This window comes from Ureibacillus aquaedulcis (assembly GCF_030418165.1).
Taxonomy (GTDB): domain Bacteria; phylum Bacillota; class Bacilli; order Bacillales_A; family Planococcaceae; genus Ureibacillus; species Ureibacillus aquaedulcis.
In genome coordinates this window covers 273,755-298,146 of sequence record NZ_JAUHTQ010000003.1, presented here as the reverse complement: position 1 = coordinate 298,146, position 24,392 = coordinate 273,755, and the positions used below count along the sequence as shown (strand labels likewise).

Sequence of the window (24,392 nt, the reverse complement as noted above, 5' to 3'; positions counted from 1 at the left end):
GGTAAAATTACTTTAATATATCAGTTCTCTAATTCTCTAGCACGCTAAAGTGAAAATGATAGGAGTGTCATTATGTCATCGATCAAAATGTTTGAAAAACCATTGGGAATGCGTGATACATTCCCGATCACTTATGAAAAAACAGAGAAAGTCCGTCAAATAGGTCGTGAATTTTTGCATGCTCGCGGCTTTGATTTTATTCAAACACCAAGCCTTGAGTACTTTGATACAGTAGGTAAAGCGTCTGCAATCTATGATGCTTCATTATTTAAATTAGTCGATAGTCAAGGGAATACATTAGTTCTTCGCCCGGATATGACGACACCGATTGCCCGGGTGGCCACTTCGAAATTATTAAAAGAAAAAATTCCATTGCGTTTAGCCTATTTTGCGAATGTCTTCCGTGCCCAGCAAACGGAAGGTGGAAGGCCCGCCGAGTTTGGTCAAATGGGAATCGAAATCATCGGGGACGGTACAGTATACGCGGACGCAGAGGTAATCATAACGGTCATTCATTTAATCCAGGCTTTTGGGATCAGCTCATTCAAGATTACGATCGGTCACGCTGGCGTGTTAAATTGTATTTTAAAAGACTACACAGAAAGCAACGAACAAGCCCATACGTTGCGAACGTTATTAGTTGAACGTAACTACGTTGGTTTTGAGGAAGCGGTCGAGAGCTTCGATCTACCTAAAACAAAATCGGATGCTTTACTTCAATTCATCAGTGAAGCAACAAGTTTTGTATCGATTCGCGATATAGAGAAGTATGTACGCAAAAATGATTCACTGGAATACATGCAGCAGCTAATGGAGCTTATTGAAGTTGGGGGCTTATCGCAATATGTTGCACTAGACTTTACATTATCAAGTCATATGAATTACTACACGGGCATGCTTTTTGAGGTGTTTGCTGAAGGAAGTGGCTTTGCATTAGGGAATGGTGGCCGTTACGATGGATTATTGCAGCACTTCGGAACGGAAGTTGGGGCAACTGGGTTCGGAATTCGGGTAGACCGACTTTTAGAGGTAATACCATCCCAACCATCTTCTACTCAAACAATCGGGATTATTTTTGAAGAAGTGCTATTTACAAAAGCATTAGAAATGGCTAACTCATATCGAGAAGAAGGGAAACGAGTTACCTTACAGTCCCGTAAAGGATTAGTAGATGAAGAGGCATTTGCAAAGCACTTCGACAAAATCGTGTATGTCAACCAGGAGGATGTAGCAGAATGAGTCATTTAACAATTGCCATGCCAAAGGGACGAATTTTTGAGGAAGCATATCAGATGCTTATTGATGCGGGTTTTAACTTGCCCGAGGAAGTTGAAATGTCTCGAAAACTAATGATTGAAATACCGGAAGAACAAATTCGTTTTATACTAGCCAAACCAACAGATGTACCTGTCTATGTTGAACACGGTGTAGCAGATCTCGGAATTGCGGGTAAGGATACATTATTGGAGCTGCGTCGAAATGTACATGAGCTATTGGATTTGAAAATTAGTCAATGCTACATCGCATCGGCAGGTTTGCCCAACACAACAATGAATGAAATCGCGCCGCGTATTGCAACGAAATATCCCAATATTGCCATGAACTATTACAAGGAAATTGGCGAGCAAGTAGAAATCATAGAATTGAACGGATCGATTGAACTTGCCCCGATGATCGGGTTGGCGGATCGCATTGTTGATATCGTTTCTACGGGGAGAACATTGAAAGAGAATGGTCTTGTGGAATACGAACACATTACAGATGTATCCTCCCGGTTGATTGCAAATCCGGTTAGTTATCGAATGAAAAGTGCACGAATTCAAGAGTTAGTATCACGTCTGAAAAATATCGTCAGTTAGGAAGAAGGGCTATTTGTGAAAATTACAAACTTAACGGATACAATCTCTTTAAAGAGACAGCTGGAAGGTGGAAATGAAGAACAGTTAAAAACTGTTCGACAAGTGCTTCAGGATGTTCGCCAGAATGGAGATGAAGCCCTTCGGAAATATAGCGAGATGTGGGATGGCATTCGGCTGGATGACTTCCGCGTTGCACCGGACGAGATAGAACAAGCGGTGCTAAACTTTGACCCTCAACTTAAACAGGATTTAGAAGAGGCAGCAGCAAATATCCGATACTATCACGAGGCACAAAAACGTGATGGATACAAGTTGCCTTTGGATAATGGTTCGTGGCTGGCACAAAGAATTGTCCCCTTGGATGCAGTAGGCTTGTATGTACCTGGCGGGTTGGCTGCATACCCTTCTTCAGTGCTGATGAATGTGATTCCGGCCCAAGTCGCAGGAGTTGGACGAATTATCATTACCTCTCCAGCAGGGAAGGATGGGAAGCTCCCGGATGCGGTTCTAGTAGCTGCTTCGATTTTAGGCATCAATGAAATTTATAAAGTTGGTGGGGCACAAGCAATTGCAGCTTTGGCTTATGGAACGGAAACGATTGCATCTGTCGATAAAATAACAGGTCCCGGGAACATCTTCGTCGCATTGGCGAAAAGGGAAGTGTTTGGTGAAGTGGCGATTGATATGATTGCCGGGCCTAGTGAAATTGCCGTCCTGGCTGATGATACAGCTTATGCGGATGAAATTGCCGCTGACTTATTATCACAGGCAGAGCATGATGCCCTGGCTTGTGCAGTACTTATTACAACGAGTGAAAAATTAGCACAAGATGTGGCAGTCGAGGTAGAAAAACAATTAAAAGAATTGCCAAAGGAGACAATTGCGCGTAAATCAATCGAAAACTTTGGTCGAATATATATAGCAGAAAATATGGAACAGGCAATACGTGCGGTTAATTCGTTAGCTCCAGAGCATCTAGAAATTGTAACGGCTAATGCGGAGGAAGACTCATTGAAAATTCGCCATGCAGGCGCGATTTTTATTGGCCGTTATAGTTCAGAGCCGGTAGGAGATTATTTTGCTGGGACAAACCATGTACTGCCAACAAATAGTACAGCACGTTTTGCAAGTGGTTTAAATGTGGATGACTTCATTAAGCGATCCAGTGTAGTGTATTACAGCGAAAAAACATGGCAAGAAAATGCACCGAAAATCGCACGACTTGCAAGGATGGAAGGGCTGGAAGGGCATGCCCGTGCAGTAGAGTCCCGTGGTTGGGCTAAAGGAGGGTACTAATATGACAGAACAAAAGCAACGATTTGCAAGAATCGAAAGAAATACGAATGAAACGAAAATCGCGGTGGAATTAAATTTAGATGGTTCCGGAAAAGCAGAAGTAAATACAGGGGTCCCTTTTATGGACCATATGCTGGATTTATTTATCAAACATGGTTTATTTGATGGCAAGATCATCGCGGATGGGGATACACAGATCGATGACCACCATACGACAGAAGATATCGGCATCGTATTAGGTCAGGTCATTCGTGAAGCACTTGGAGACAAAAAAGGCATCAAGCGCTATGGAAACGCCTTTGTCCCAATGGATGATGCACTGGCACAAGTGGTAATCGATTGTTCGAACAGACCACATTTAGAGTATCGTGTAGAACCTATGTTGAAAGAAAAAGTGGGTACATTCGATACAGAATTAATCCACGAATTTTTATGGAAATTCGCATTGGAAGCACGCATGAATGTTCACGTGATTGTTCCTTATGGCCATAATACACATCATATTATTGAGGCAATCTTTAAGGCTTTGGCTAGGGCAATTGACGATGCGGTACAAATCGATCCCCGAGTGAAAGGCGTCCCATCGACGAAAGGGTTGTTGACATGAAAATTGGCGTAATCGATTATGGTATGGGCAATTTATTCAGCGTAGAACAAGCGTTGAAAAGACTGGAGTGTGAAGTAGTAGTTTCTGCAGATCCCCAAGAATTGGCAGCAAGCGATGCCCTTATCCTACCGGGAGTCGGTGCATTTCCTGATGCAATGAAGCGTTTAGCCGCAACAGGTTTGGATGTTTTCATCCGTGAACAGGTGGATGCCGGTAAACAGCTTCTGGGTATCTGCCTGGGGATGCAATTGCTTTTTGAGGAAAGTGATGAAGTCACTACGACAAAAGGCTTTGGATTCTTTAATGGAAGAATCACACGATTTTCGGGTGAAACATCGGATGGTACAAAATACCGCGTACCACATATGGGCTGGAATACGCTGGAATTCAAGTGCCTACCGAAATGGTTGGAAGATAAATCATTACCTGAAAGCAAGTATGTTTATTTCGTCCATTCATTTTACGCAACGAATATCAATCGGGAACAACTTGTGGCAGGAGCAGATTATTTTGAAACAGAAGTGCCTGGTGTAGTGCAGGCGGAGAATGTATGCGGGATGCAGTTCCACCCTGAAAAGTCAGGGGAGTTTGGTGTGTTCCTGCTAGAACGATGGCTGGAAGGTGTGGGGGTGCAAACATGCTGACAAAACGTATTATTCCATGCCTTGATGTGAAAGAGGGGCGTGTTGTAAAGGGCATTCAATTCGTGGAGCTTCGAGATGCCGGCGATCCGGTTGAACTGGCGAAATTCTATGATGAGCAAGGTGCCGACGAGCTTGTATTTTTGGATATCTCAGCCTCCCATGAAGGGCGTGAAACGATGGTGGATGTCGTCCGCAAAACGGCCTCAAGCCTGGCCATACCATTTACGGTAGGTGGCGGAATCCGCACTTTGGAGGATATGAAGCGAATACTGCGGGCAGGAGCAGACAAAGTCTCCGTAAATACATCTGCATTGGAACGTCCTGAACTAATAAAGGAAGGTTCGGATTTCTTCGGGGCTCAATGTATCGTGGTCGCAATTGATGCAAGATACTCGGAAGAAGATGGAACTTGGATGGTCTATACCCATGGTGGCCGCAACAAAACGGAGTGGCAAGCTGTCGAATGGGCGAAAGAAGCAGTGCGTCTCGGTGCAGGGGAAATTTTATTAACAAGCATGAATCAAGACGGTGAAAAAACGGGCTTTGATTTAGCACTAACAAAGGCAGTTCGAGATGCCGTCACGGTTCCTGTCATTGCCAGCGGTGGTGCCGGCAACGCCGATCATTTTGTTGAAGTATTAAAAGAAGTAGATGCGGATGCGGCTTTGGCAGCATCAATTTTCCACTATAAAGAAACAAGTGTAGCTGAAGTAAAATCAGTCCTACGCGAAAAAGGGGTTTGTGTTAGATGATGGAAGGATTAAAGTTCGATGACAAAGGATTAATAACGGCAGTGGTACAGGATGCGCAGTCGAAAGAAGTCTTAACTGTGGCTTACATGAATGAAGAATCGCTTCAAAAAACAATCGAAACAGGCGAAACTTGGTTTTACTCCCGGTCAAGGCAGGAGCTTTGGCATAAAGGGGAGACAAGCGGCAATATTCAAAAGGTGGTTTCAATCAAGGCGGATTGTGACAAGGATGCATTGGTGGTTGAGGTCTTGCCGGCAGGACCTGCATGTCATACGGGTACAACTACGTGCTTTACAAATGCCATTGTGGAAAAGAAAAATGTTGGATCTGTCGACATACTTCCGCAGTTAGTAAATATTATTCGCCAGCGCGAAATCGATATGCCGGAGGGTGCTTATACGACCTATTTATTTGAAAAAGGGATCGATAAAATTTGCAAAAAAGTCGGCGAAGAAGCAACCGAAGTGGTAATTGGGGCGAAAAACCGCGATGCCGAGGAAGTGAAGTGGGAAACGGCCGATTTATTTTACCACTTACTTGTGCTGCTGCAGGAACAAAAAGTAGATTTGTACGATGTACTGGAAGTCTTAAAATCACGGCACGCTGAAAAAAGAGCAAGTACTAAATAAACCAAGTCAATTTCTTCTAGAAAAAGTGGATATTATTTAGAACCCTGTAAATACTAAAATAATGACGTATGACGTAATTATGTTATAATAAGTTTAATTGTCCAAGGAACGTACTTTACGTTCCTTTTACTTTGTTTTAGCGACTTTTCGGTCTTATAAAGCAATGTAATTACGCCAAGGTGTAATGAATTTAGTTCGGAGGATGTACTTTGGAAAATCAACGTCAAAAAGAAAAACTTAATAATGTTGTATCGTTTATTCCAAACGGTGATTATTATTTCAATAAAGCGCTGAAAGCTATGGATAAAGACCAGATGGATAAAGCGTATAAATATATGAAACGGGCTGCTGAACTTAGCCCGGACGACGCACATGTACTAATGCAATTTGGCATATTGGAAATGGAAGCTCAAAACTTCGAAAAAGCATATGAATTGATTCATACTGCCTACAGTTTAGAGCCAAGTGAACCCGAGCATGTCTTTTTTTTGGCGGAAGTTTCAGGTTGCATGGGGATGGTTCGAGACGCCCAAAAGTATGCAGAAATGTATCTTGAAATGGAACCAGACGGAATGTATGCAGAAGAGGCGGAAGAAATCATCGAATTTGTTCAATTTGAAGATATTGAAAATGAACCATTGGATGAAGAAGACTCTGAAAAATTAATCGCCCAGGAAAAAGCTCGCCGCCTTATGGAAAACGGCCAATTTAACCAAGCGATTGAAGTGCTGGAACAATTAATCGAACAGTTCCCGGATTTATGGCCTGCCTACAATAATCTGGCCCTAGCTTATTTTTATATGGAGGAAGCAGAACAAGCGAAAGCATTGCTGCATCAAGTACTTCGCGAAAATTTGGGGAATTTGCATGCAATCTGCAATTTGGCGGTCATTGCATACTATGAAAAGGATGAACAAGATTTATCCCAACTTGTTGAAATGCTCAAGAAAATTAATCCCTATGACTGGGAAAACCGCTATAAGCTAGGAGCGACATTAGCTTTGATCGGTGAGTACGAACTGGCTTATAAATGGCTTCAAAGCATGAAGCGAAAAGGATTTGCCGGGGACGCAGGGTTTTATTTCTGGTTAGCGCAAGCGGCTTATTTCAGTGGCTACGCAGAAGAAGGAAAGCAGGCCTGGAAAGTCCTTGTAAACATGGATCCTTCCAAGGATGGGCTTGAACCTTGGCTGGATGTGGAAGTGGAAGCAGATAGGGAGTCCCTGGAAAATAACCGGGATTATATTATCGAAAAAATTTCCAGTGAATATAGTACACACCGCATGTTTGGATTTTTCCTGCTCAGCAAATCAGCTTATAAGCAAGAAATTATTGCACATCCTAAGATTATCGAGCTTGCTAAATATAGTGGTGTTGAAAAACTTTGCTTAGCCTATGCACTGGGGCATCAATTTGATGAATCCAATGAAATGGAAAAACATTTTGTCCGTTCAATGCAGGTCGCAGAAGAGCTTTACAAGAGCACCTCAACCATCACATTGGAGGTTCAGTATTTGTTCCAGATGTGGTTTGTTTTAAGCGAACGGGCACTAAAAGATGAATATCCATTTAAAAATATTACGGCCTTGGCTGCAGCAGTGGAGTATATGTTCTTTTCGACAATCAACAGCAATAAGGTGACGAAGAAGCATTATGCACAAAAGTTCGGCATATCCACTGCAACACTGACGAAGTATGTGGAGGAATTGATCGAATACCTGCCATTCGATTAGTAAGCAATAAAGTTGAAGTTGCGAGCAGATTGTCCTAGGATAAGAAAAGAAGGAAATATACTTAAACGAAAGATTAGTATATTCAAGATAAATAGAAGCTGCTGAATGTAGCGCTTTTTCTATAAGGAGGCTATTGTAATGGCTGAAGAAAAAATTTATGACGTAGTAATAATCGGTGCAGGTCCTGCGGGGATGACGGCAGCAGTATATGCTTCACGTGCAAACTTGGCTACATTAATGATCGAGCGTGGGATTCCTGGCGGACAAATGGCCAATACAGAGGAAGTCGAGAACTACCCTGGATTCGAAACAATTTTAGGGCCTGAGCTTTCTACGAAAATGTTCGAGCATGCCAAAAAATTCGGTGCCGAATATGCTTATGGCGACGTAGCGGAAATTATTGACGGTGAAGAATACAAAGTAATTAAATCAGGTTCAAAAGAATACAAAACACGTTCTATCATTATAACAACTGGTGCGGAGTATAAAAAAATGGGTGTACCGGGAGAAAAAGAACTTGGTGGACGTGGCGTAAGTTACTGTGCAGTCTGCGACGGGGCATTCTTCAAACAAAAACACCTGGTTGTTGTAGGTGGAGGAGACTCTGCAGTAGAAGAAGGCGTATATCTAACTCGCTTTGCCGACAAAGTAACGATTGTACACCGTCGTGATAAACTGCGCGCTCAAAAAATTCTGCAAGATCGTGCATTTGCCAATGAAAAAGTTGATTTCATCTGGAACAACACAGTCAAAGAAATCAATGAAAAAGACGGCAAAGTTGGCAGTGTAACACTTGTTTCAACGGTTGATGGCAGTGAACAAGAATTCCAGACAGACGGAGTATTCGTCTATATTGGAATGGACCCATTAACAGCGCCATTTAAAAACTTGGGTATTTTAAATGAACACGGCTATATCGTAACGAACGATAAAATGGAAACGTCCGTAAAAGGTATCTTTGCGGCTGGAGATGTTCGTGAAAAAATGCTTCGCCAAATCGTTACAGCAACAGGTGACGGAAGTATTGCGGCTCAATCAGCACAGCATTATGTAGAAGAGTTAACTGAGAAAATTAGCCAGAATTAATATGGTTTTAATTCTTCTGTAACCTCTTTGAAATAAACAAACGCTATAATAAGGGTATAAGCTTTAACCCCCCTTTTTAGTTTTTTAGTTGCTTCCATCAACAGGAAGCAACTTTTTTTTGTGGGGAATTATTCTGTGTAGGTCAAAATATTTAAAAGTGTTGATTTTATTGTTGAAATCAACGTACGAATATGCAGAAAGTTGTCCTAATAAAGGAACCGCAGCCTACTATGTAAGCTGCGCAATAAATCCGAAAACTATAGAATCGGTACCTTTGTGAGCGGGCCTTTACATAAGCACTAAGACAAGTCGTTGAGACAACAAGTTGGCTCAGCGGCTTGTGTGCTAAGCCCGCTCACCTAAAAAATACAAATTTAGAATCTTTATTAATAAAACCAATAAATAAACATACTATTTCTATTTTGTGTCCTACCAAAGTTCTTTCAAGTAAACAATGAATGAAATCAAGCTTTTCGATTACGCGAATGACTATTTCATAAGGTATAATACGTAATATAGGGTAACAAATGATTTGAGGTGGTTGTCATGCAACGAATAGCAAACTTACTAGCAATCCAAGATGGAAAGGTTCTACTTCTCCAAAAACCAAGAAGAGGTTGGTATGTTGCTCCGGGAGGAAAGATGGAAAGTGGAGAATCGATCTATGAAGCAGCTAGTAGAGAATTTCAAGAAGAAACAAACTTAACCCCAGCGAATCCACATTTAAAAGGGGTCTATACGATGATTATCAAGGATGGCGAGAAGACCGTTGATGAGTGGATGCTTTATACATTCGTTGCACATGGCATAGTCGGTGATCATCAGTTTACGGAAACCAGAGAAGGCGTCCTGGAATGGCATCCAATCGAAGCGCTGCGTAACTTGCCAATGGCGGAAGGCGACCGCAATAACTTACTGTTTGCGGCGTTGGATGAAGGCATTCAATATGGGACGTTTACCTATACGATAGATTATGAACTGATAGAAGAAAGGTTTCAATCATCGAAAGAGAATTGAAAAGGGAGATGATCACATGGGTAATATTCAGGAATTTACACATGAGATAGTCATTATTACAGGAATGTCCGGGGCTGGAAAAACAGTGGCTGTTCAAAGCTTTGAAGATCTGGGATATTATTGCATAGATAATTTGCCCCCTGCATTATTAACAACTTTTTTAGCTTTAATGAAGGAATCGGAGCGCAATATTACACAGATTGCAGCTGTCATGGATATGCGGGGAGGGGAATTTTTTGATTCCCTGATCGATGCCCTAGATATCTTGGAAAAAGAAGCATACGTTAATACACGCGTATTATTTTTGGATGCAGAGAATGAAACACTCGTCCAGCGATATAAAGAAACCCGGCGTTCGCACCCACTGTCACCAAAGGGAGCACCGCTTGAGGGGATTCGCAAGGAAAGAGAACTGCTTAGTGAGTTGAAGGGGAGAGCGAAATTCGTTTATAACACTTCCCAACTGAAGCCAAGGCAATTGAGGGAACGAATAGGGAAAGAGTTTTCCAACCCCGCTAGTCCAAAGTTTTCAATCAATGTCATGTCCTTCGGTTATAAAAACGGAATTCCCATTGATGCAGATCTTGTTTTTGATGTTCGGTTTATAAAGAATCCATACTATGTGGAAGCATTACGTCCAAAAACTGGTCTGCAAGAAGAGGTATCTTCCTATGTGCTGGCCCAAGAGGAAGCGCAAGAACTAATCGCAAAGCTGACGGATCTGTTCAAATTTATGATCCCACAATATATTAATGAGGGGAAATCGCAATTGGTAATTGCTTTTGGTTGTACAGGAGGACAGCATCGGTCTGTCACGCTAGCTGAACACTATGGTAAGTTATTCAGCAATAGCTACCAAACCGCAATTACCCACCGAGATATCAATCGCAGAAAGGATTGACGGAATGAAGAAACAAAAAACAAATATTGTAGTGATAGGAGGGGGCACCGGCCTATCGACGATGTTGCGCGGGTTAAAAAACTATCCTTTCAACATCACTGCAATTGTCACAGTGGCAGATGATGGAGGCTCTTCAGGCCGCCTTCGTGATGACTACGATATTCCGCCGCCTGGTGATATCCGGAATGTCATTGCTGCGCTTTCTGATATAGAGCCATTAGTGGAGCAGATGTTCCAGTATCGGTTTTCACAATCCGATGACTTGGGCGGCCATTCGCTAGGGAATTTAATGCTGACTGCTCTGACCGATATTACAGGTGATTTTAGCCATGCAATCGCAGAAATGAGCAAAGTATTAAAAGTGCATGGAAAAGTTATACCGGCAGCGAATAGAAAAATCGCTTTGCATGCGGAACTAGTGGATGGTTCAATCATTGAAGGAGAATCGAAAATTCCCCAATCTCGTTTGCCGATTAAACGGGTCTTTTTAGTTCCAGGGGAAGTGAAACCGCTTCCTGAGGCCATTCGTGCAATTGAAAAAGCGGATTTTATTCTTGTTGGACCAGGGAGTCTATATACAAGCATCATTCCCAATTTGATTGTCAAACAAATTGGAAAGGCATTAGTAAGAGCAAAAGGAAAAAGAATTTATATTTGCAATCTTATGACGCAGCAGGGGGAGACGCTGAATTACCGGGCGACCGATCATGTTCAAGCAATCTATGATCATGTGGGCAAACCTTGTTTGGATGCCATCCTGGTAAATGATATTGAACTGCCGCCACCAATTAAAGAAAACTATAAAGAAGAGAATGCGGAGCCTGTGTTGTTTGATATCGAGAAGCTGGAAAGTATGGGCCTCGAGGTAATTAAAAAAGAGATTGCCACGATCCACTCCGGCGTCGTCCGCCATGAGTCAAATAAAATTGCCAAGTGGCTGTCCGACTACACATTGACGCGAATGTAAAAAACATACAAGGTGCCAGATCGGGATTGTGTGGTATGATAGTTTTCATACATAGTGAAAGGGGGGAGAAAGATGTCATTTGCTTCCGAAACGAAAAAGGAATTAACGCAGCTACAATCCGATGATAATTGTTTAAAGGCAGAGGTTTCAGCTCTGATCCGCATGAATGGAACATTATCATTTACAAACAGACAGCTCAGTCTGGATGTACAGACAGAAAATGCTGCCATTGCAAGAAGGCTATATACAATTGTTAAAAAGTTGTATCCATATAATGTAGAATTGCTGGTTCGAAAAAAAATGCGCCTAAAGAAAAATAATGTTTACATTTGCCGTGTTCGTGACGGTGCTCGTGAACTATTAGCAGATTTGGATATTTTGTCCGAGGACTTTCAACTAAATCATTCTCTCTCTACTTCATTACTTTCAAATAGAGATCAAAAACGGGCATATCTTCGTGGTGCATTTCTGGCAGGTGGCTCTGTAAACAACCCTGAAACTTCTGCCTACCATCTAGAAATTTACTCGCTATATAAAGAACATGGTGAAGCTTTGGCTGATTTGATGAACAAATTTAACTTAAATGCCAAAACTATCGAGCGTAAAAAAGGCTTTGTAACCTACTTAAAAGAAGCGGAAAAAATATCTGACTTTCTGGGAATTGTGGGAGCGGTACAGGCAATGCTAAAGTTCGAGGATGTGCGAATCCTGCGTGATATGCGAAACAGTGTAAACCGAATCGTCAACTGTGAAACAGCGAATTTAAATAAAACAATCGGGGCAGCCATACGTCAGGTAGAGAATATCCGCTTTATTGAAAACGCGATTGGCTTAGATCAACTACCGGAAAAACTAAGAGAAATTGCTAGGCTGCGAGTGGAATATCAAGATGTGACACTTAAAGAACTTGGCGAGATGGTCTCTACGGGTGCGGTAAGTAAGTCGGGTGTAAACCATCGATTACGCAAGATTGATGAAATTGCGGATGCTTTAAGACGAGGGGAAACCATTAAATAAACTTGAAAAATGGTGTAAAATGCGTATAATTGTAAATTTTACTGGAGTTTTCAAATTTATAGGATTGTATTATTGTTCTTTTCATACAATTTAGATAAGATAAATGTAAGAGATGAACGGTTTGAAAGGGAGTATCGTAAATGGTTGAAACCAATGTGGAAGTAAAATTGAAATCGGGTTTGCAAGCAAGACAAGCGGCATTGTTTGTGCAGGAAGCAAATCGATTCAAATCTGAAGTGTACTTACAAAAAGACGAGAAGAAAGTAAATGCTAAGTCGATCATGGGAATCATGAGTCTAGCCATAGCAAGAGGTACAACAATCACGTTGATTGCTGATGGGAAAGACGAACAGGAAGCTGTAGATGGACTAGTATCACTTATTCAAAAAGAAGAATAAACTAGAATATATTGTAAACGCTCGCAAGCAGGCATCTCACAGTAGTTAGGAGATGCCCTTTTTTTATACAAAAAAAGGGTGAAAAGGAATTGAGTCCCTTTCACCCTTTGTACTTTTTACTTATCTTCAATGCGAGTAATGATGTTGTCGATTAGACCATATTCTTTCGCAGTTTCAGCAGTCATGAAGTTATCGCGGTCTGTATCCTTGGCGATTGTTTCCAATGGTTGACCAGTACGCTCCGCTAAAATGTTGTTCAATTTATCGCGCAAGAAGAGGATGCGTTTAGCAGCAATCTCGATTTCAGTTGCTTGCCCTTGAGCGCCGCCAAGTGGTTGGTGGATCATCACTTCAGCATTTGGCAATGCAAAACGTTTACCAGGTTCACCAGCTGCAAGCAGGAATGCACCCATTGAAGCTGCCATACCGATACAAATTGTAGATACTTGTGGCTTGATGAATTGCATTGTATCGTAGATAGCCATACCTGCTGTAATCGATCCGCCTGGTGAGTTAATGTATAAAGAGATATCTTTATCTGGATCTTCTGCTGTCAAGAATAATAATTGTGCCACAATGGAGTTGGCAACATTATCATCGATCGCACTACCCAATAAGATGATACGATCTTTTAAAAGACGAGAATAAATGTCATATGCACGTTCTCCGCGGCTTGTTTGTTCAATAACTGTAGGAATTAAATTCATGGTAAATCCTCCTTAAAAAGATTTAGTCGTTAACTTGACGCTAAAAGCATTCTCTTTTAGCTGTACACATATCATACACAGAATAGTCAAGGAAGGTCAAATATAAACCACTGTCCTTTACTAAAATCTTGCAAGTTTTTATCCGCTATTATTCTATGACCTAGTTTAAAAATAAGAAGCAAAGAAAAGGAATATTGATCTCAATGATCACCATTTACAAAAAGGGAGTAGCTTTGCCTTAAATTGGACACAATATAATCAAATTTAGCCCTAATTTTATAGTTGAATTAACTTGTATACATTTGTATAATAGAAAAGTCTTATTTTATATTGGCGATATGTCCTAAAGCATCATCAGTTTATGTAAATGAAGAACAATTTCCAATTTTAGCGTTACGAGCAAGTTTTCCTATTATAAAATGTCCTCGTGGTGTAATGGATAACACTGAAGATTCCGGTTCTTCCGCTGGGGGTTCGATTCCCTCCGAGGGCGCCATTTTACTGCTTCAACTATGAATTTTAATAAGGTAGACCTTCCATGGATCTATTAGTTTAGCAGCCTAATAGAATCCAGAGGGAATGAAAGATAAGGGATAAAATGCAATTACTGTACCAATTCATTTTATCCCAAATTCATTCTCTTTAAACTATCATTTACCAATCTTTTCATATAATTTTTTTATAAGTTACGATATAGGTGTTTAGTTTTGTTTAAGGTTTGAAACCATAAAGAAAGAATGGCCCGAAAAGTTTTCAATAACTTTTCGGGCCATTTTTTTGTTGTAAACAGTTTGCAGGGAAAAATTGATTCCTACCATACAAGGGAAAGTTTGAGCAATTATACATAGAAACCCCTCTATACCTCATATAATGAAACACCTAGAGTAAATTATACAATAGGATTAGGCTCTCCCTTATACAATTTTTATGCCCCTAACATGTATATGTTAACAGTCAGAAGTAGTTTTTTTAAAAAAAGTATTGTTTAAATATTAAGTAGTTTGTATAATTATAAACATATTTTCCGATTTTATAAGAATCTGAATAATTATATAGAAAATAAATAGAAAACTCAGGAGGAATTACAATGTTAAAAAAGAAAAAGTTATTTTCATTGGTTGCACCAGTTGCTGCAGCATCAATAATTTTGGCTGCTTGTGGAGCGGGATCTGAAACAGGTAGTGAAACGGGTGGAAGTACCAGCGAGGATGGCACTACTAAACTAGTAGGAGGAACAGAAGCAACGTTCGCACCATTCGAATCAATGGATGACAATGGCAATATTGTCGGGATTGACGTAGATGTACTAAATGCGATTTCAGAAGAAATGGATTTTGACTATGAATTGAAAAATATCGGATGGGAACCGGTATTCTCTCAAATCACGACTGGCGAAATTGACTTTGGAGCTGCAGGAATCACGATTACGGATGAAAGAAAAGAATCATATGATTTCACGGATCCATACTTTGAATCGACTTTATTGATTGTTGTTCCAGAGGACAATACGTCAATCACTTCGGTAGAAGACTTAAAAGACAAAAAGGTGTCCGTGCAAATCAACTCAACTTCACATGAAGCTGCCAAGAAGATTCTAGGGCAAACAAACCCGGACATCCTTGCTTATGAAAATCAGCCTCTTGCAATTCAGGATGTAATTAATGGAACTGCTGATGCAGCACTAGGTGATAACGCAGTATTAATAGAGTACATGAAAAATAATCCTGATGCTCCAATTAAAACAATCGAAGACGACAGTTTTGAAAAAGAGTACTACGGCTTAATGGTGAAAAAAGGCAACGAAGAAGTACTGAATCTTTTAAACGATGGACTTAAAAAGATTAAAGAGAATGGCAAGTTAGCAGAAATTACAGGTCAAGAGATCGAATAATGAATGATTGGAGGTGTGTTTCAGATGGACATCTTTGACCTACGCTGGGACATAATCTGGAACTACCGTGAATTATTTTTGCGTGGACTATGGGTAACAATTGTACTGACAATCTGTGGATATATCGGTGGTATCATCCTGGGAGTATTATTAGGGCTGGGTGAAACGTCCAAAAAGAAATGGATCTATTGGCCTTCCAAGATCTATGTAGATCTATTTCGAGGCACACCGATGCTTGTTCAAATTTTGATCATCCACTTAGCATTTATCCCGGCAGTATTCGGGCAATCGTTTGGATTTATGGTTTCAGGGATTACAGCCCTTATCTTGAATAGTGCTGCATATAATGCCGAAATCATTCGTGCAGGGATTCAATCGATTGATAAAGGGCAGATGGAAGCAGCCCGTTCATTGGGATTAACGCACAATCAAGCAATGCGCAAGATTATTCTGCCACAGGCTTTTCGTAGAATGATTCCGCCTTTAGGAAATGAATTTATCGCATTACTGAAGGATTCATCCCTTGTAACAGTAATTGCGGCAAGCGATATTCTATATGCGGCGAAAGTAGTGGCTGGAGCGTACCAACGTTTCTGGGAGCCATACTTGGTAGCGGCGTTTATGTATCTAGTATTAACTTATCTAGTAACAAAGCTTATTGCGTATGTGGAGAAACGGTTCAGCAATAGCTACAATCCGCGTAGAAAGCAGAAGGGCGGACTTGGCATATGATTAAAGTAGAAAACTTGACTAAATCCTTTGGCCAGTTGGAAGTGCTGAAAGGAATCAGCTATGAGATCCAGGAAAAAGAAGTGGTATGTGTTATTGGTCCTTCAGGCTCCGGTAAAAGTACGTTTCTAAGGTGCATCAATTTGCTGGAAGAAATTACGGATGGAGCTATCTACATAGAGGGTGTGAAAGTGAATGACCCTAAAACCGATATCAACTTGATCCGGACAGAGGTTGGGATGGTGTTCCAGCAATTCAACCTATTCCCTCATATGACTGTTTTGGAAAACATTACGATGGCACCGATGCAAATACGTAAACTATCAAAAAATGATGCTGAAAAACTGGCATTGGAATTGTTGGATAAGGTTGGACTGAAAGAAAAAGCCTATAATTATCCTGAACAGCTTTCAGGCGGTCAACAGCAGCGTGTTGCAATTGCCCGTGCACTTGCCATGAAACCGAAAGTGATGCTTTTTGACGAACCAACATCGGCATTAGATCCGGAAATGGTAAAAGAAGTACTGGACGTTATGAAGCAATTGGCATTTGAAGGGATGACCATGGTAGTGGTAACTCATGAAATGGGATTTGCACGTGAGGTTGCAGACCGTGTTGTATTCATGGATGGCGGCTATATTGTGGAACAAGATAAACCAGAGTCGATCTTTGATGCGCCAAAAAATGAACGAACTAAAGCATTCTTGGGCAAAGTCCTCTAATTAAAGCAAAGATCCATTTGATGACCAAACATCAAATGGATCTTTTCGTTTTTTCTTGAATTAAAAAGTATATGTTCTTTTGAAGAATGTCTAGCTCCATCCCCCAGCCCCTCGAGTCGCTTCGCCTCCTCCTACGAAGGCAAATAGCGCCTTCTTGTCGGATGCTCCAGCGCTTGTCGTGGCTAAGCAGGGCGATTGCGCTTTTCTTAGTTAGGCATATCTTTCGCTTTATCAGCTTGACCATACGTATTCAACATTGTTTGCATGTCTGCTGGAGAAAGTTGAGGCACTTGATATAATCCTTTTTTGTTTTGGTAAAGTGATAATTCGTAAGCCATTTCGATGCAGTTCTGGATTGAATCTTGCAATACACGACGTACAACCGGGTTTGTAGACTCAAGAGCCGCTGTTGTTTTGCCAGTAGCACCCATTTTATGGCAAGTTAACAGGAAGCCAGAAATAATGCCGTCATTGATTTCGTTGGCAGAAGTCATTGGCTTCTTCGGTTGGCTTGGTGTTAAACCATAGTTTGTATCATTGCCCATTTGCATTTTGTAAGAACGTGTTGGGTGGCTTGGATCTTGTCCTGTCTTGAAACATTCAGCCGTAATATTATACTCGTCCAACATAAATGCATATTGTCTGTCCAAGATATTCATAAGCTCTTGGTCTTGTACATGAGGACGGAAGAAGATAAATGTATTCATTGCACCGATTGAAGCATTCAGAACTTCATGTACATCCAGCACTTCGTGTGCACCGTGGTTCATTGATAAAGGCATATTTCCTTGAGCTGCTTGAGATTCATTCATGAATTGATTGTCCATTATAGTATTCCTCCCAGATTTTAGTGTACAAAATCGTACGTATATAGTTTGTGTAGTTACAAGTTGATTATTCAGCTGAATTTTGCGATTCTTAAAAAAAGAGGATTTAGTTTGGAGGAAGCAATGATGAAAGTAGCTTTTTATACAAGACCGGGTTGTTCGCTGTGCGAGGAAGGATTAATGACTTTAAAAATCCTCCAAAGTGATTTTCAATTTGAAATTGACATCATTAATATAGAAGAAAACGAAGCGCTGCATGAAAAATACATGCTCATGATTCCTGTCGTTGAAAAGGATGGACAAGTACTTCAATACGGAAATCTCGATTATGCCACACTCTATGAAGCACTCTAAGCATAATTCGGAGTGCTTCAAAAAATAAAATTAAAATATTTGTAGAATTTAACTGGAAAATGTATACTCTAAGTATAAGATATTTTTTTATTTTAAGTGGGACAAAAATGTTTGTGCGGGACATAAACGTACCCATTGAAAGCTGCAGGTGTATTTTTTGAAAAATAATTCTCAACAAGCTGTTCAACTTCTTGTTCCGGAATTATCGCCGATCATTCAGTTAAGGTATCGCATTTTGCAAACAATTGCTGTCGCTGGGCCGATTGGTCGAAGGATGATTCTGGAAACATTGCATATTTCGGAACGAACGGTTCGTAACGAAATCACATTGTTAAATAACCAGGGTCTCATTGAAACAACACAAAAAGGCATGATTTGTACAAATAAAGGGTATGAAATTCTTGAAGAACTAAAAAGTATGTTTCAGGAAGTTTCTGGCCTTCGTACAAAAGAGAAAAAACTAGCTGAAATCTTGGGGATCAAGAAAGTAATCATCGTTCCTGGTGATATTAATGTTGATGCCAATACGCAAATGCTCATAGGCAAAGAAGCGAGCGAATATCTAACGACGATCGCCGATAAGGATTTTACCGTGGCGATTACGGGTGGAAGTACAGTAGCGGCCTTGAAGAACTTTATGAGTCCTTCAAAATCCCTGAGTACGCTAACTTTTGTTGCAGCACGCGGAAGTCTGGGCAATGAAATGAGTCTTCAGGCAAATACGCTCGTTTCCAAGTTTGCGTCAAAATGCGGAGCAGATTTCCGTACTTTGTATTTGCCGGAGAAACTGAGTGAAACAGCCTTTATGACGATGATTCAGGAACCGGTTGTGAAGGAAGTTCTCGATTTTTATGACCACATTGATATTGTCATACACGGAATCGGGACATCTAAGGAAATGGCGCACAGGCGGGATTCCAGTGAAGCCATCATCAAGATGTTGGATGAAAAAAAGGCGGTTGGAGAAGCCTTCGGTTATTATTTTGACGAAGCCGGCGAAATAATATACCGAATTAATACGATTGGCATACAGCTCCAACAAGTAAAGAAAAGTCCACATATAATTGCCGTTGCTGGTGGAAGTCTCAAGGCAAAAGCAATCCAGGCGTATTTCAAGAAGGAACCGGCACATCAGACAATTCTTATAACGGATGAAGGGGCAGCAAACGCCATTCTGGAAAAGTAGCTCTTTGATTTAAAAAAGTGTCATGAATTTATGGTTAATTTATTTTTTTATAGGCAAAACTGTAAACGCCTATTGAAAGTTATATAAATATTATTTATTTGGAGGAAATTGATATGGCAATCAAAATTGCGATTAACGGGTTTGGACGTATTGGAAGACTGGTATTTCGTGAAGCAATCAAAAATAGCGACTTTGAAGTTGTAGCAGTAAACGACCTATCGGATGCACATCAACTTGCGCATCTTTTGAAGTATGATTCTGTTCATGGTGTTTTCGATGCGGATGTACAATCAGAAGACAATGCTTTCATCGTGGATGGTGTAAAAGTTCAAGTACTATCCGAAAAAAATCCTGCAGACTTGCCATGGGGCGAGCTGGATATCGATGTAGTCATTGAGTCAACGGGACGATTCCGTTCAATGGAAGAAGTTTCAAAACATGTGCAGGCCGGTGCGAAAAAAGCGATTCTTTCAGCTCCTGCAAAAGGCGATATGCCGACTTATGTAATGGGCGTAAACCATACAAATTATTCGGCATCAGAAGATGTCATTTCAAATGCTTCATGTACAACAAACTGTCTATCTCCGGTGGCAAAAGTTCTGGATGAGAAGTTCGGCATTAAACGCGGCATGATGACAACAATTCACTCTTATACAAATGACCAGCGCATCCTGGACTTCCCACATGATGATCCAAGACGTGCGCGTGCGGGTGCCGTATCAATGATTCCGACAACTACAGGTGCGGCAGTGGCAGTATCAAAAGTACTTCCGCAGTTAAAAGGAAAATTGGATGGTTTCTCTATGCGTGTCCCAACACCGAATGTATCGTGTGTTGACCTTGTTGTAGAGTTAAATGCACCATCCGTAACGGTTAAAGACATTAATAATGCATTAAAAGAAGCGGCAGGTGGGGAGTTAAAAGGCATCCTTGACTATAACGAATTGCCGTTAGTGTCAATCGACTATAACGGAAACCCACATTCATCTACTGTTGATGGTTTATCAACAATGGTGATGGATGACAATATGGTAAAAGTACTTGCGTGGTATGATAATGAAGTAGGTTACTCAAACCGTTTAATGGATTTAGCTTCTTATATTACACAAAAATAATAATCCATTCTAACTGGCGAAAATTTAATGTGTCATACTTTTTCTTATGAAGTAACACAATGTGTCAATTTGTTATGACATATTTAGCTTATAGTAAGTGAAAAGTATAGCCTTTATAAATGTTACCATTTATAATAATGGAGGGTAAAGGAAGCGATGGATAAAACTGCCCATCGCTTTTTTTTACAGTGAAGGCGGCACTTATCAACGCATAATAAAGATGTCGCTGAATGCGATGAATTAGTTTTTCTAAAAACGCAAGGAAAGGATAAAGGAGACGCTTTATTCCTTCCAAATGCGGGAAATAGTATAAAGGCAGTTAAAAAGTGAATCGAACCACTATTTGAAGGAGGGTTTTCTTCAATGTTTGTAAAGAAGACGATGAATGATGTAGAAGTAAAAGGGAAACGAGTATTTGTAAGAGTAGATTTCAATGTGCCGATGGAAAATGGCGAGATTACGGATGATACACGAATTCGTGCAGCCATTCCAACGATCAAGCAACTGGTCGAGTCAGGAGCAAAAGTCATCCTTGCTTCTCATTTAGGACGTCCAAAAGGCGAAGTAAATGAAGATATGCGTTTAACGCAAGTGGGCAAACATCTCTCCCAACTGACTGGCCAGCAAGTAATCAAATTGGACGAATCCATTGGGGCGGAAGTAGAAAATACAGTTGCAACTATGCAAGAAGGCGACATCGTCCTATTAGAAAATGTTCGATTCCATAAAGGTGAAGAGAAAAACGATGAAGAATTATCGAAATCTTTCGCGAAATTGGCAGACATCTATGTGAATGATGCTTTTGGCGCAGCTCACCGAGCACATGCTTCTACCGAAGGGATTGCAAAGCATGTCCCGGCAGTATCAGGCTTACTAATGGAAAAAGAATTAGATGTACTGGGTAAAGCATTATCTAATCCGGAAAGACCATTTACGGCGATTATTGGTGGAGCGAAAGTGAAGGACAAAATCGGTGTCATTGAAAACCTTCTGGATAAAGTAGATCACCTGATCATCGGTGGCGGATTATCCTTTACATTTGTGAAGGCGCAAGGCCATTCCATCGGAAAATCTCTATTGGAAGAAGATAAAATCGACTTGGCAAAAAGTTTCATCGAAAAGGCAAAAGAAAAGGGCGTACAGCTCCATATGCCGATGGATGCCGTCGTAGCAAACGAATTCTCGAAAGATGCCGAAACGAAAATCGTGGAGATAGAAGAGATTCCTGAAGAATGGATGGGTCTGGATATCGGGCCAAAAACAGCAGAACACTATGCTTCCATTATCAAGGAATCAAAACTAATCATCTGGAATGGTCCAATGGGTGTCTTTGAAATGGAGAAATTCGCAAACGGTACCAAAACAGTGGCTGCTGCCATGGCAGAAACAGAAGGCTATACAATTATCGGTGGCGGTGATTCCGCTGCAGCTGTCGAGAAATTCGAGGTTGCCGATCAAATGGATCACATCTCTACAGGCGGAGGGGCTTCCCTTGAGTTAATGGAAGGGAAAGCACTTCCAGGAATTGTAGCCCTAAACGATAAATAAGGAGGCATTTTCATGCGTAAACCCATCATTGCTGGAAACTGGAAAATGTTCAAGACATTTGACGAGGCAGTAAAATTTACAGAAGCTGTACGCGAAAAAGTCCCATCAGAAGAAAAAGTGGATGCTGTCATCTGTGCCCCGGCAATTTTTCTGCCCACATTAGTCGATATAGCGCTGGAAACAGATCTAGCCATCGGTGCCCAAAATATGCATTATGAAAATGAAGGTGCCTTTACTGGTGAAATCAGTCCGTCACAACTGGCTTCAATCAACGTTGACTACGTGATTTTGGGACATTCGGAACGCCGCGAGTATTTCAACGAAACGGATGAAGCAGTGAATAAAAAAGTACGAGCAGCATTAACGAACGGCATCGTGCCGATTATTTGCTGTGGCGAAACACTGGAAGAACGTGAAGCACAGAAAACGGAAGAGAAGGTTTCTTCCCAAGTAACTGCTGCATTGAAAGGTTTTACACCGGAAGAAGTAAATCATATGGTCATTGCCTATGAACCAATCTGGGCAATCGGTACCGGCAAAACAGCAACGGCTGACGATGCGAATGCCGTGTGCGGTAAAATCCGTGAAGTAGTAGAAGGACTTTACGGGAAAGAAACGGCAGAAAGTATTCGTATTCAATATGGCGGCAGCGTGAAACCGGAGAATATCGAGGAATTACTTTCAAAAGAACATATTGATGGAGCTCTTGTCGGTGGAGCAAGCCTGGACCAAGACTCTTATCTGGCTTTATTAAACAAAGTTCAATAAACACCGGACGAAATCCGGACTTTTGGCAATTAGATTTTCCGTCAATTAAAGAGCGGAGTAAACATATTGGAGGCGTAGAAACAGATGCCTAAACAACCTGTTGCATTAATTATTCTAGATGGCTTCGCTTTTCGCGATGAATTATTCGGAAATGCGGTGGCACAAAGCAAGAAACCAAATTTTGACCGTTACTGGTCGCAGTTTCCCCACTCAACATTAACTGCGAGTGGGGAAGCAGTTGGCCTGCCGGATGGTCAAATGGGGAATTCAGAAGTGGGGCACCTGAACATTGGTGCCGGACGGATTGTCTACCAAAGCCTGACGCGCATTCATAAAGCAATTCGCGATGGTGAATTCCACAAAAATGAAAAGTTCTTGGCTGCAGTCGAGCATGCTAAAGCTAATAACTCCAAGCTGCATTTAATGGGCTTATTATCCGATGGCGGCGTTCATAGTCATTATGAACATCTTTTCGCTTTGCTTCGATTAGCGAAGGCCAATGGCCTGGAAGAAGTGTATGTGCATGGCTTCCTGGATGGCCGTGATGTTGGCCCAACAACGGCGCTCGGCTATATTGAAGAGACGCAAAAACAAATGGAAGAAATCGGTGTTGGGAAGTTTGCATCCATTCATGGCCGCTACTATGCAATGGATCGCGACAAGCGCTGGGAACGTGTCCAATTATCCTATAATGCACTGGTGGATGGTATTGCGCAAACCGCGGCATCTGCCAAAATTGGGGTAGAATCTTCTTATGAAAGGGAAGTAACGGATGAGTTCGTCATTCCTTTTGTCATTACGGAAGAAGGGCAGCCTGTTGCAACAGTCGATACGAATGATGCGGTAGTCTTCTTTAACTTCCGACCTGATCGTGCAATCCAGCTTTCCACGGTATTTACGAATGATCAGTTTATCGGTTTCAAGCTATCCGAGAAGCATCCGACAAATTTAAAATTTGTAACCTTCACTCACTACAGCGGGGATGTAAATGCTGAGGTGGCGTTTGAAAATATCGATTTGGTGAATACTGTCGGTGAAGTCATTTCAAGAAGTGGTTTGTCACAGCTTAGAATCGCGGAAACTGAAAAATATCCCCATGTAACCTTCTTTATGAGTGGGGGACGTGAAGAAAAGTTCCCAGGCGAAGAGCGAATCTTGATCGCTTCACCCAAGGTTGCTACATATGATCTAAAACCTGAGATGAGTGCCTACGAAGTGACGGATGCCTTGGTCGCAGAAATTGAAGACGATAAATTCGATGCCATCATTTTAAACTTTGCCAATCCGGACATGGTTGGTCATAGTGGATTGCTCATCCCTACGATCAAGGCCATCGAAACAGTCGATGAATGTTTAGGAAGAGTGGTGGATGCCATCCTTGCGAAAGGTGGAGCGGCGATTATCACGGCGGACCATGGAAACTCTGATGAAGTGCTAACGTTAGAGGGTGAACCAATGACGGCCCATACAACCAACCCTGTGCCGGTCATTGTGACAAAGGCCGATATAAACGTGCGGGATGGTGGGATTTTAGCCGATCTTGCGCCAACTATGCTAAAATTATTAAATGTAAAACAACCACAGGAAATGACAGGGACACCACTATTTGACTGATTGACAGTGAGTGGACCTGGTAGAA

The 24,392-nt window shown here is 41.3% G+C and carries 25 protein-coding genes and 1 tRNA gene; 24 read left to right on the top strand and 2 right to left on the bottom strand.

The features are described 5' to 3' along the window. The first annotated feature begins 72 nt into the window (after window positions 1–72). The 14 genes from QYB95_RS06240 (at window position 73) to QYB95_RS06175 (ending at window position 12,906) form a co-directional block, all read left to right on the top strand. Entirely contained in the window at window positions 73–1,239 is a 1,167-nt protein-coding gene (locus tag QYB95_RS06240) for an ATP phosphoribosyltransferase regulatory subunit (RefSeq protein WP_301137426.1), read from the top strand. Continuing rightward, a complete protein-coding gene (hisG, locus tag QYB95_RS06235) occupies window positions 1,236–1,859 on the top strand; it encodes an ATP phosphoribosyltransferase (protein ID WP_301137425.1) in 624 nt (207 codons plus the stop codon). The genes QYB95_RS06240 and hisG overlap by 4 nt, the downstream gene beginning before the upstream one ends. A gap of 15 nt (window positions 1,860–1,874) precedes the next feature. After that, on the top strand, window positions 1,875–3,155 hold the full coding sequence (gene hisD, locus QYB95_RS06230) for a histidinol dehydrogenase (RefSeq protein ID WP_301137424.1): 1,281 nt from the start codon (window positions 1,875–1,877) through the stop codon (window positions 3,153–3,155). Window position 3,156: 1 nt separating this feature from the next. Further along, the gene (hisB, locus tag QYB95_RS06225) at window positions 3,157–3,762 is read left to right on the top strand and encodes an imidazoleglycerol-phosphate dehydratase HisB (RefSeq protein WP_301137423.1); all 606 of its coding nucleotides are present in this window, start codon (window positions 3,157–3,159) and stop codon (window positions 3,760–3,762) included. Next, a complete protein-coding gene (gene hisH / locus QYB95_RS06220; RefSeq protein ID WP_301137422.1) occupies window positions 3,759–4,406 on the top strand; it encodes an imidazole glycerol phosphate synthase subunit HisH in 648 nt (215 codons plus the stop codon). The genes hisB and hisH overlap by 4 nt, the downstream gene beginning before the upstream one ends. Continuing rightward, window positions 4,400–5,158 (top strand): imidazole glycerol phosphate synthase subunit HisF, encoded by a 759-nt coding sequence (gene hisF, locus QYB95_RS06215; RefSeq protein WP_301137421.1) that lies wholly within the window; start codon window positions 4,400–4,402, stop codon window positions 5,156–5,158. Before hisH ends, hisF begins: the two co-directional genes overlap by 7 nt. Then, the gene (gene hisIE / locus QYB95_RS06210; RefSeq protein ID WP_301137420.1) at window positions 5,155–5,787 is read left to right on the top strand and encodes a bifunctional phosphoribosyl-AMP cyclohydrolase/phosphoribosyl-ATP diphosphatase HisIE; all 633 of its coding nucleotides are present in this window, start codon (window positions 5,155–5,157) and stop codon (window positions 5,785–5,787) included. Before hisF ends, hisIE begins: the two co-directional genes overlap by 4 nt. A gap of 209 nt (window positions 5,788–5,996) precedes the next feature. Further along, on the top strand, window positions 5,997–7,520 hold the full coding sequence (locus QYB95_RS06205) for a tetratricopeptide repeat protein (protein ID WP_301137419.1): 1,524 nt from the start codon (window positions 5,997–5,999) through the stop codon (window positions 7,518–7,520). A 138-nt stretch (window positions 7,521–7,658) separates the two neighbouring features. After that, window positions 7,659–8,606 carry a thioredoxin-disulfide reductase gene (gene trxB, locus QYB95_RS06200; protein WP_301137418.1) on the top strand — a complete coding sequence of 316 codons (948 nt, stop codon included), beginning with the start codon at window positions 7,659–7,661 and terminating at the stop codon, window positions 8,604–8,606. A 546-nt stretch (window positions 8,607–9,152) separates the two neighbouring features. Further along, window positions 9,153–9,623, top strand: a complete 471-nt coding sequence (locus QYB95_RS06195; RefSeq protein ID WP_301137417.1) for an NUDIX domain-containing protein — start codon at window positions 9,153–9,155, stop codon at window positions 9,621–9,623. Between the two features lie 16 nt (window positions 9,624–9,639). Next, a complete protein-coding gene (gene rapZ, locus QYB95_RS06190) occupies window positions 9,640–10,524 on the top strand; it encodes an RNase adapter RapZ (RefSeq protein ID WP_301137416.1) in 885 nt (294 codons plus the stop codon). Window positions 10,525–10,528: 4 nt separating this feature from the next. Then, window positions 10,529–11,491, top strand: a complete 963-nt coding sequence (locus tag QYB95_RS06185; protein WP_301137415.1) for a gluconeogenesis factor YvcK family protein — start codon at window positions 10,529–10,531, stop codon at window positions 11,489–11,491. 72 nt (window positions 11,492–11,563) lie between these two features. Next, window positions 11,564–12,508, top strand: a complete 945-nt coding sequence (whiA, locus tag QYB95_RS06180) for a DNA-binding protein WhiA (protein WP_301137414.1) — start codon at window positions 11,564–11,566, stop codon at window positions 12,506–12,508. Between the two features lie 140 nt (window positions 12,509–12,648). Next, window positions 12,649–12,906 carry an HPr family phosphocarrier protein gene (locus tag QYB95_RS06175; RefSeq protein WP_301137413.1) on the top strand — a complete coding sequence of 86 codons (258 nt, stop codon included), beginning with the start codon at window positions 12,649–12,651 and terminating at the stop codon, window positions 12,904–12,906. A 116-nt stretch (window positions 12,907–13,022) separates the two neighbouring features. Here the strand turns inward: QYB95_RS06175 and clpP are convergent, their stop codons facing one another. Then, window positions 13,023–13,613, bottom strand: a complete 591-nt coding sequence (gene clpP, locus QYB95_RS06170) for an ATP-dependent Clp endopeptidase proteolytic subunit ClpP (RefSeq protein ID WP_301137412.1) — start codon at window positions 13,611–13,613, stop codon at window positions 13,023–13,025. 421 nt (window positions 13,614–14,034) lie between these two features. Here clpP and QYB95_RS06165 point away from each other — a divergent pair. The 4 genes from QYB95_RS06165 to QYB95_RS06150 all read left to right on the top strand — a co-directional run bounded on the left by QYB95_RS06165 (window position 14,035) and on the right by QYB95_RS06150 (window position 16,955). Continuing rightward, a tRNA-Arg gene (locus tag QYB95_RS06165) sits at window positions 14,035–14,109 on the top strand. 591 nt (window positions 14,110–14,700) lie between these two features. Continuing rightward, window positions 14,701–15,504, top strand: coding sequence for a basic amino acid ABC transporter substrate-binding protein (locus QYB95_RS06160; protein ID WP_301137411.1), 804 nt, complete (start codon window positions 14,701–14,703; stop codon window positions 15,502–15,504). Between the two features lie 24 nt (window positions 15,505–15,528). After that, window positions 15,529–16,236 carry an amino acid ABC transporter permease gene (locus QYB95_RS06155; RefSeq protein WP_301137410.1) on the top strand — a complete coding sequence of 236 codons (708 nt, stop codon included), beginning with the start codon at window positions 15,529–15,531 and terminating at the stop codon, window positions 16,234–16,236. Next, window positions 16,233–16,955, top strand: coding sequence for an amino acid ABC transporter ATP-binding protein (locus QYB95_RS06150; RefSeq protein WP_301137409.1), 723 nt, complete (start codon window positions 16,233–16,235; stop codon window positions 16,953–16,955). Before QYB95_RS06155 ends, QYB95_RS06150 begins: the two co-directional genes overlap by 4 nt. Before the next feature lie 206 nt (window positions 16,956–17,161). Here the strand turns inward: QYB95_RS06150 and QYB95_RS06145 are convergent, their stop codons facing one another. Beyond that, complete coding sequence (locus QYB95_RS06145; RefSeq protein WP_301137408.1) at window positions 17,162–17,782, bottom strand: spore coat protein; 621 nt, start codon at window positions 17,780–17,782, stop codon at window positions 17,162–17,164. Window positions 17,783–17,908: 126 nt separating this feature from the next. Here QYB95_RS06145 and QYB95_RS06140 point away from each other — a divergent pair, with 126 nt between their 5' ends. From QYB95_RS06140 to gpmI, 6 genes are all read left to right on the top strand, one after another. Further along, window positions 17,909–18,136 carry a glutaredoxin family protein gene (locus tag QYB95_RS06140; protein ID WP_301137539.1) on the top strand — a complete coding sequence of 76 codons (228 nt, stop codon included), beginning with the start codon at window positions 17,909–17,911 and terminating at the stop codon, window positions 18,134–18,136. Window positions 18,137–18,293: 157 nt separating this feature from the next. After that, entirely contained in the window at window positions 18,294–19,322 is a 1,029-nt protein-coding gene (locus QYB95_RS06135) for a sugar-binding transcriptional regulator (RefSeq protein ID WP_301137407.1), read from the top strand. A 113-nt stretch (window positions 19,323–19,435) separates the two neighbouring features. Further along, entirely contained in the window at window positions 19,436–20,437 is a 1,002-nt protein-coding gene (gap, locus tag QYB95_RS06130) for a type I glyceraldehyde-3-phosphate dehydrogenase (RefSeq protein WP_301137406.1), read from the top strand. A 363-nt stretch (window positions 20,438–20,800) separates the two neighbouring features. Continuing rightward, the gene (locus QYB95_RS06125; RefSeq protein WP_301137405.1) at window positions 20,801–21,985 is read left to right on the top strand and encodes a phosphoglycerate kinase; all 1,185 of its coding nucleotides are present in this window, start codon (window positions 20,801–20,803) and stop codon (window positions 21,983–21,985) included. Between the two features lie 12 nt (window positions 21,986–21,997). Continuing rightward, the gene (gene tpiA, locus QYB95_RS06120; protein ID WP_301137404.1) at window positions 21,998–22,753 is read left to right on the top strand and encodes a triose-phosphate isomerase; all 756 of its coding nucleotides are present in this window, start codon (window positions 21,998–22,000) and stop codon (window positions 22,751–22,753) included. Between the two features lie 84 nt (window positions 22,754–22,837). After that, the gene (gpmI, locus tag QYB95_RS06115) at window positions 22,838–24,367 is read left to right on the top strand and encodes a 2,3-bisphosphoglycerate-independent phosphoglycerate mutase (RefSeq protein WP_301137403.1); all 1,530 of its coding nucleotides are present in this window, start codon (window positions 22,838–22,840) and stop codon (window positions 24,365–24,367) included. Window positions 24,368–24,392 lie beyond the last annotated feature (25 nt).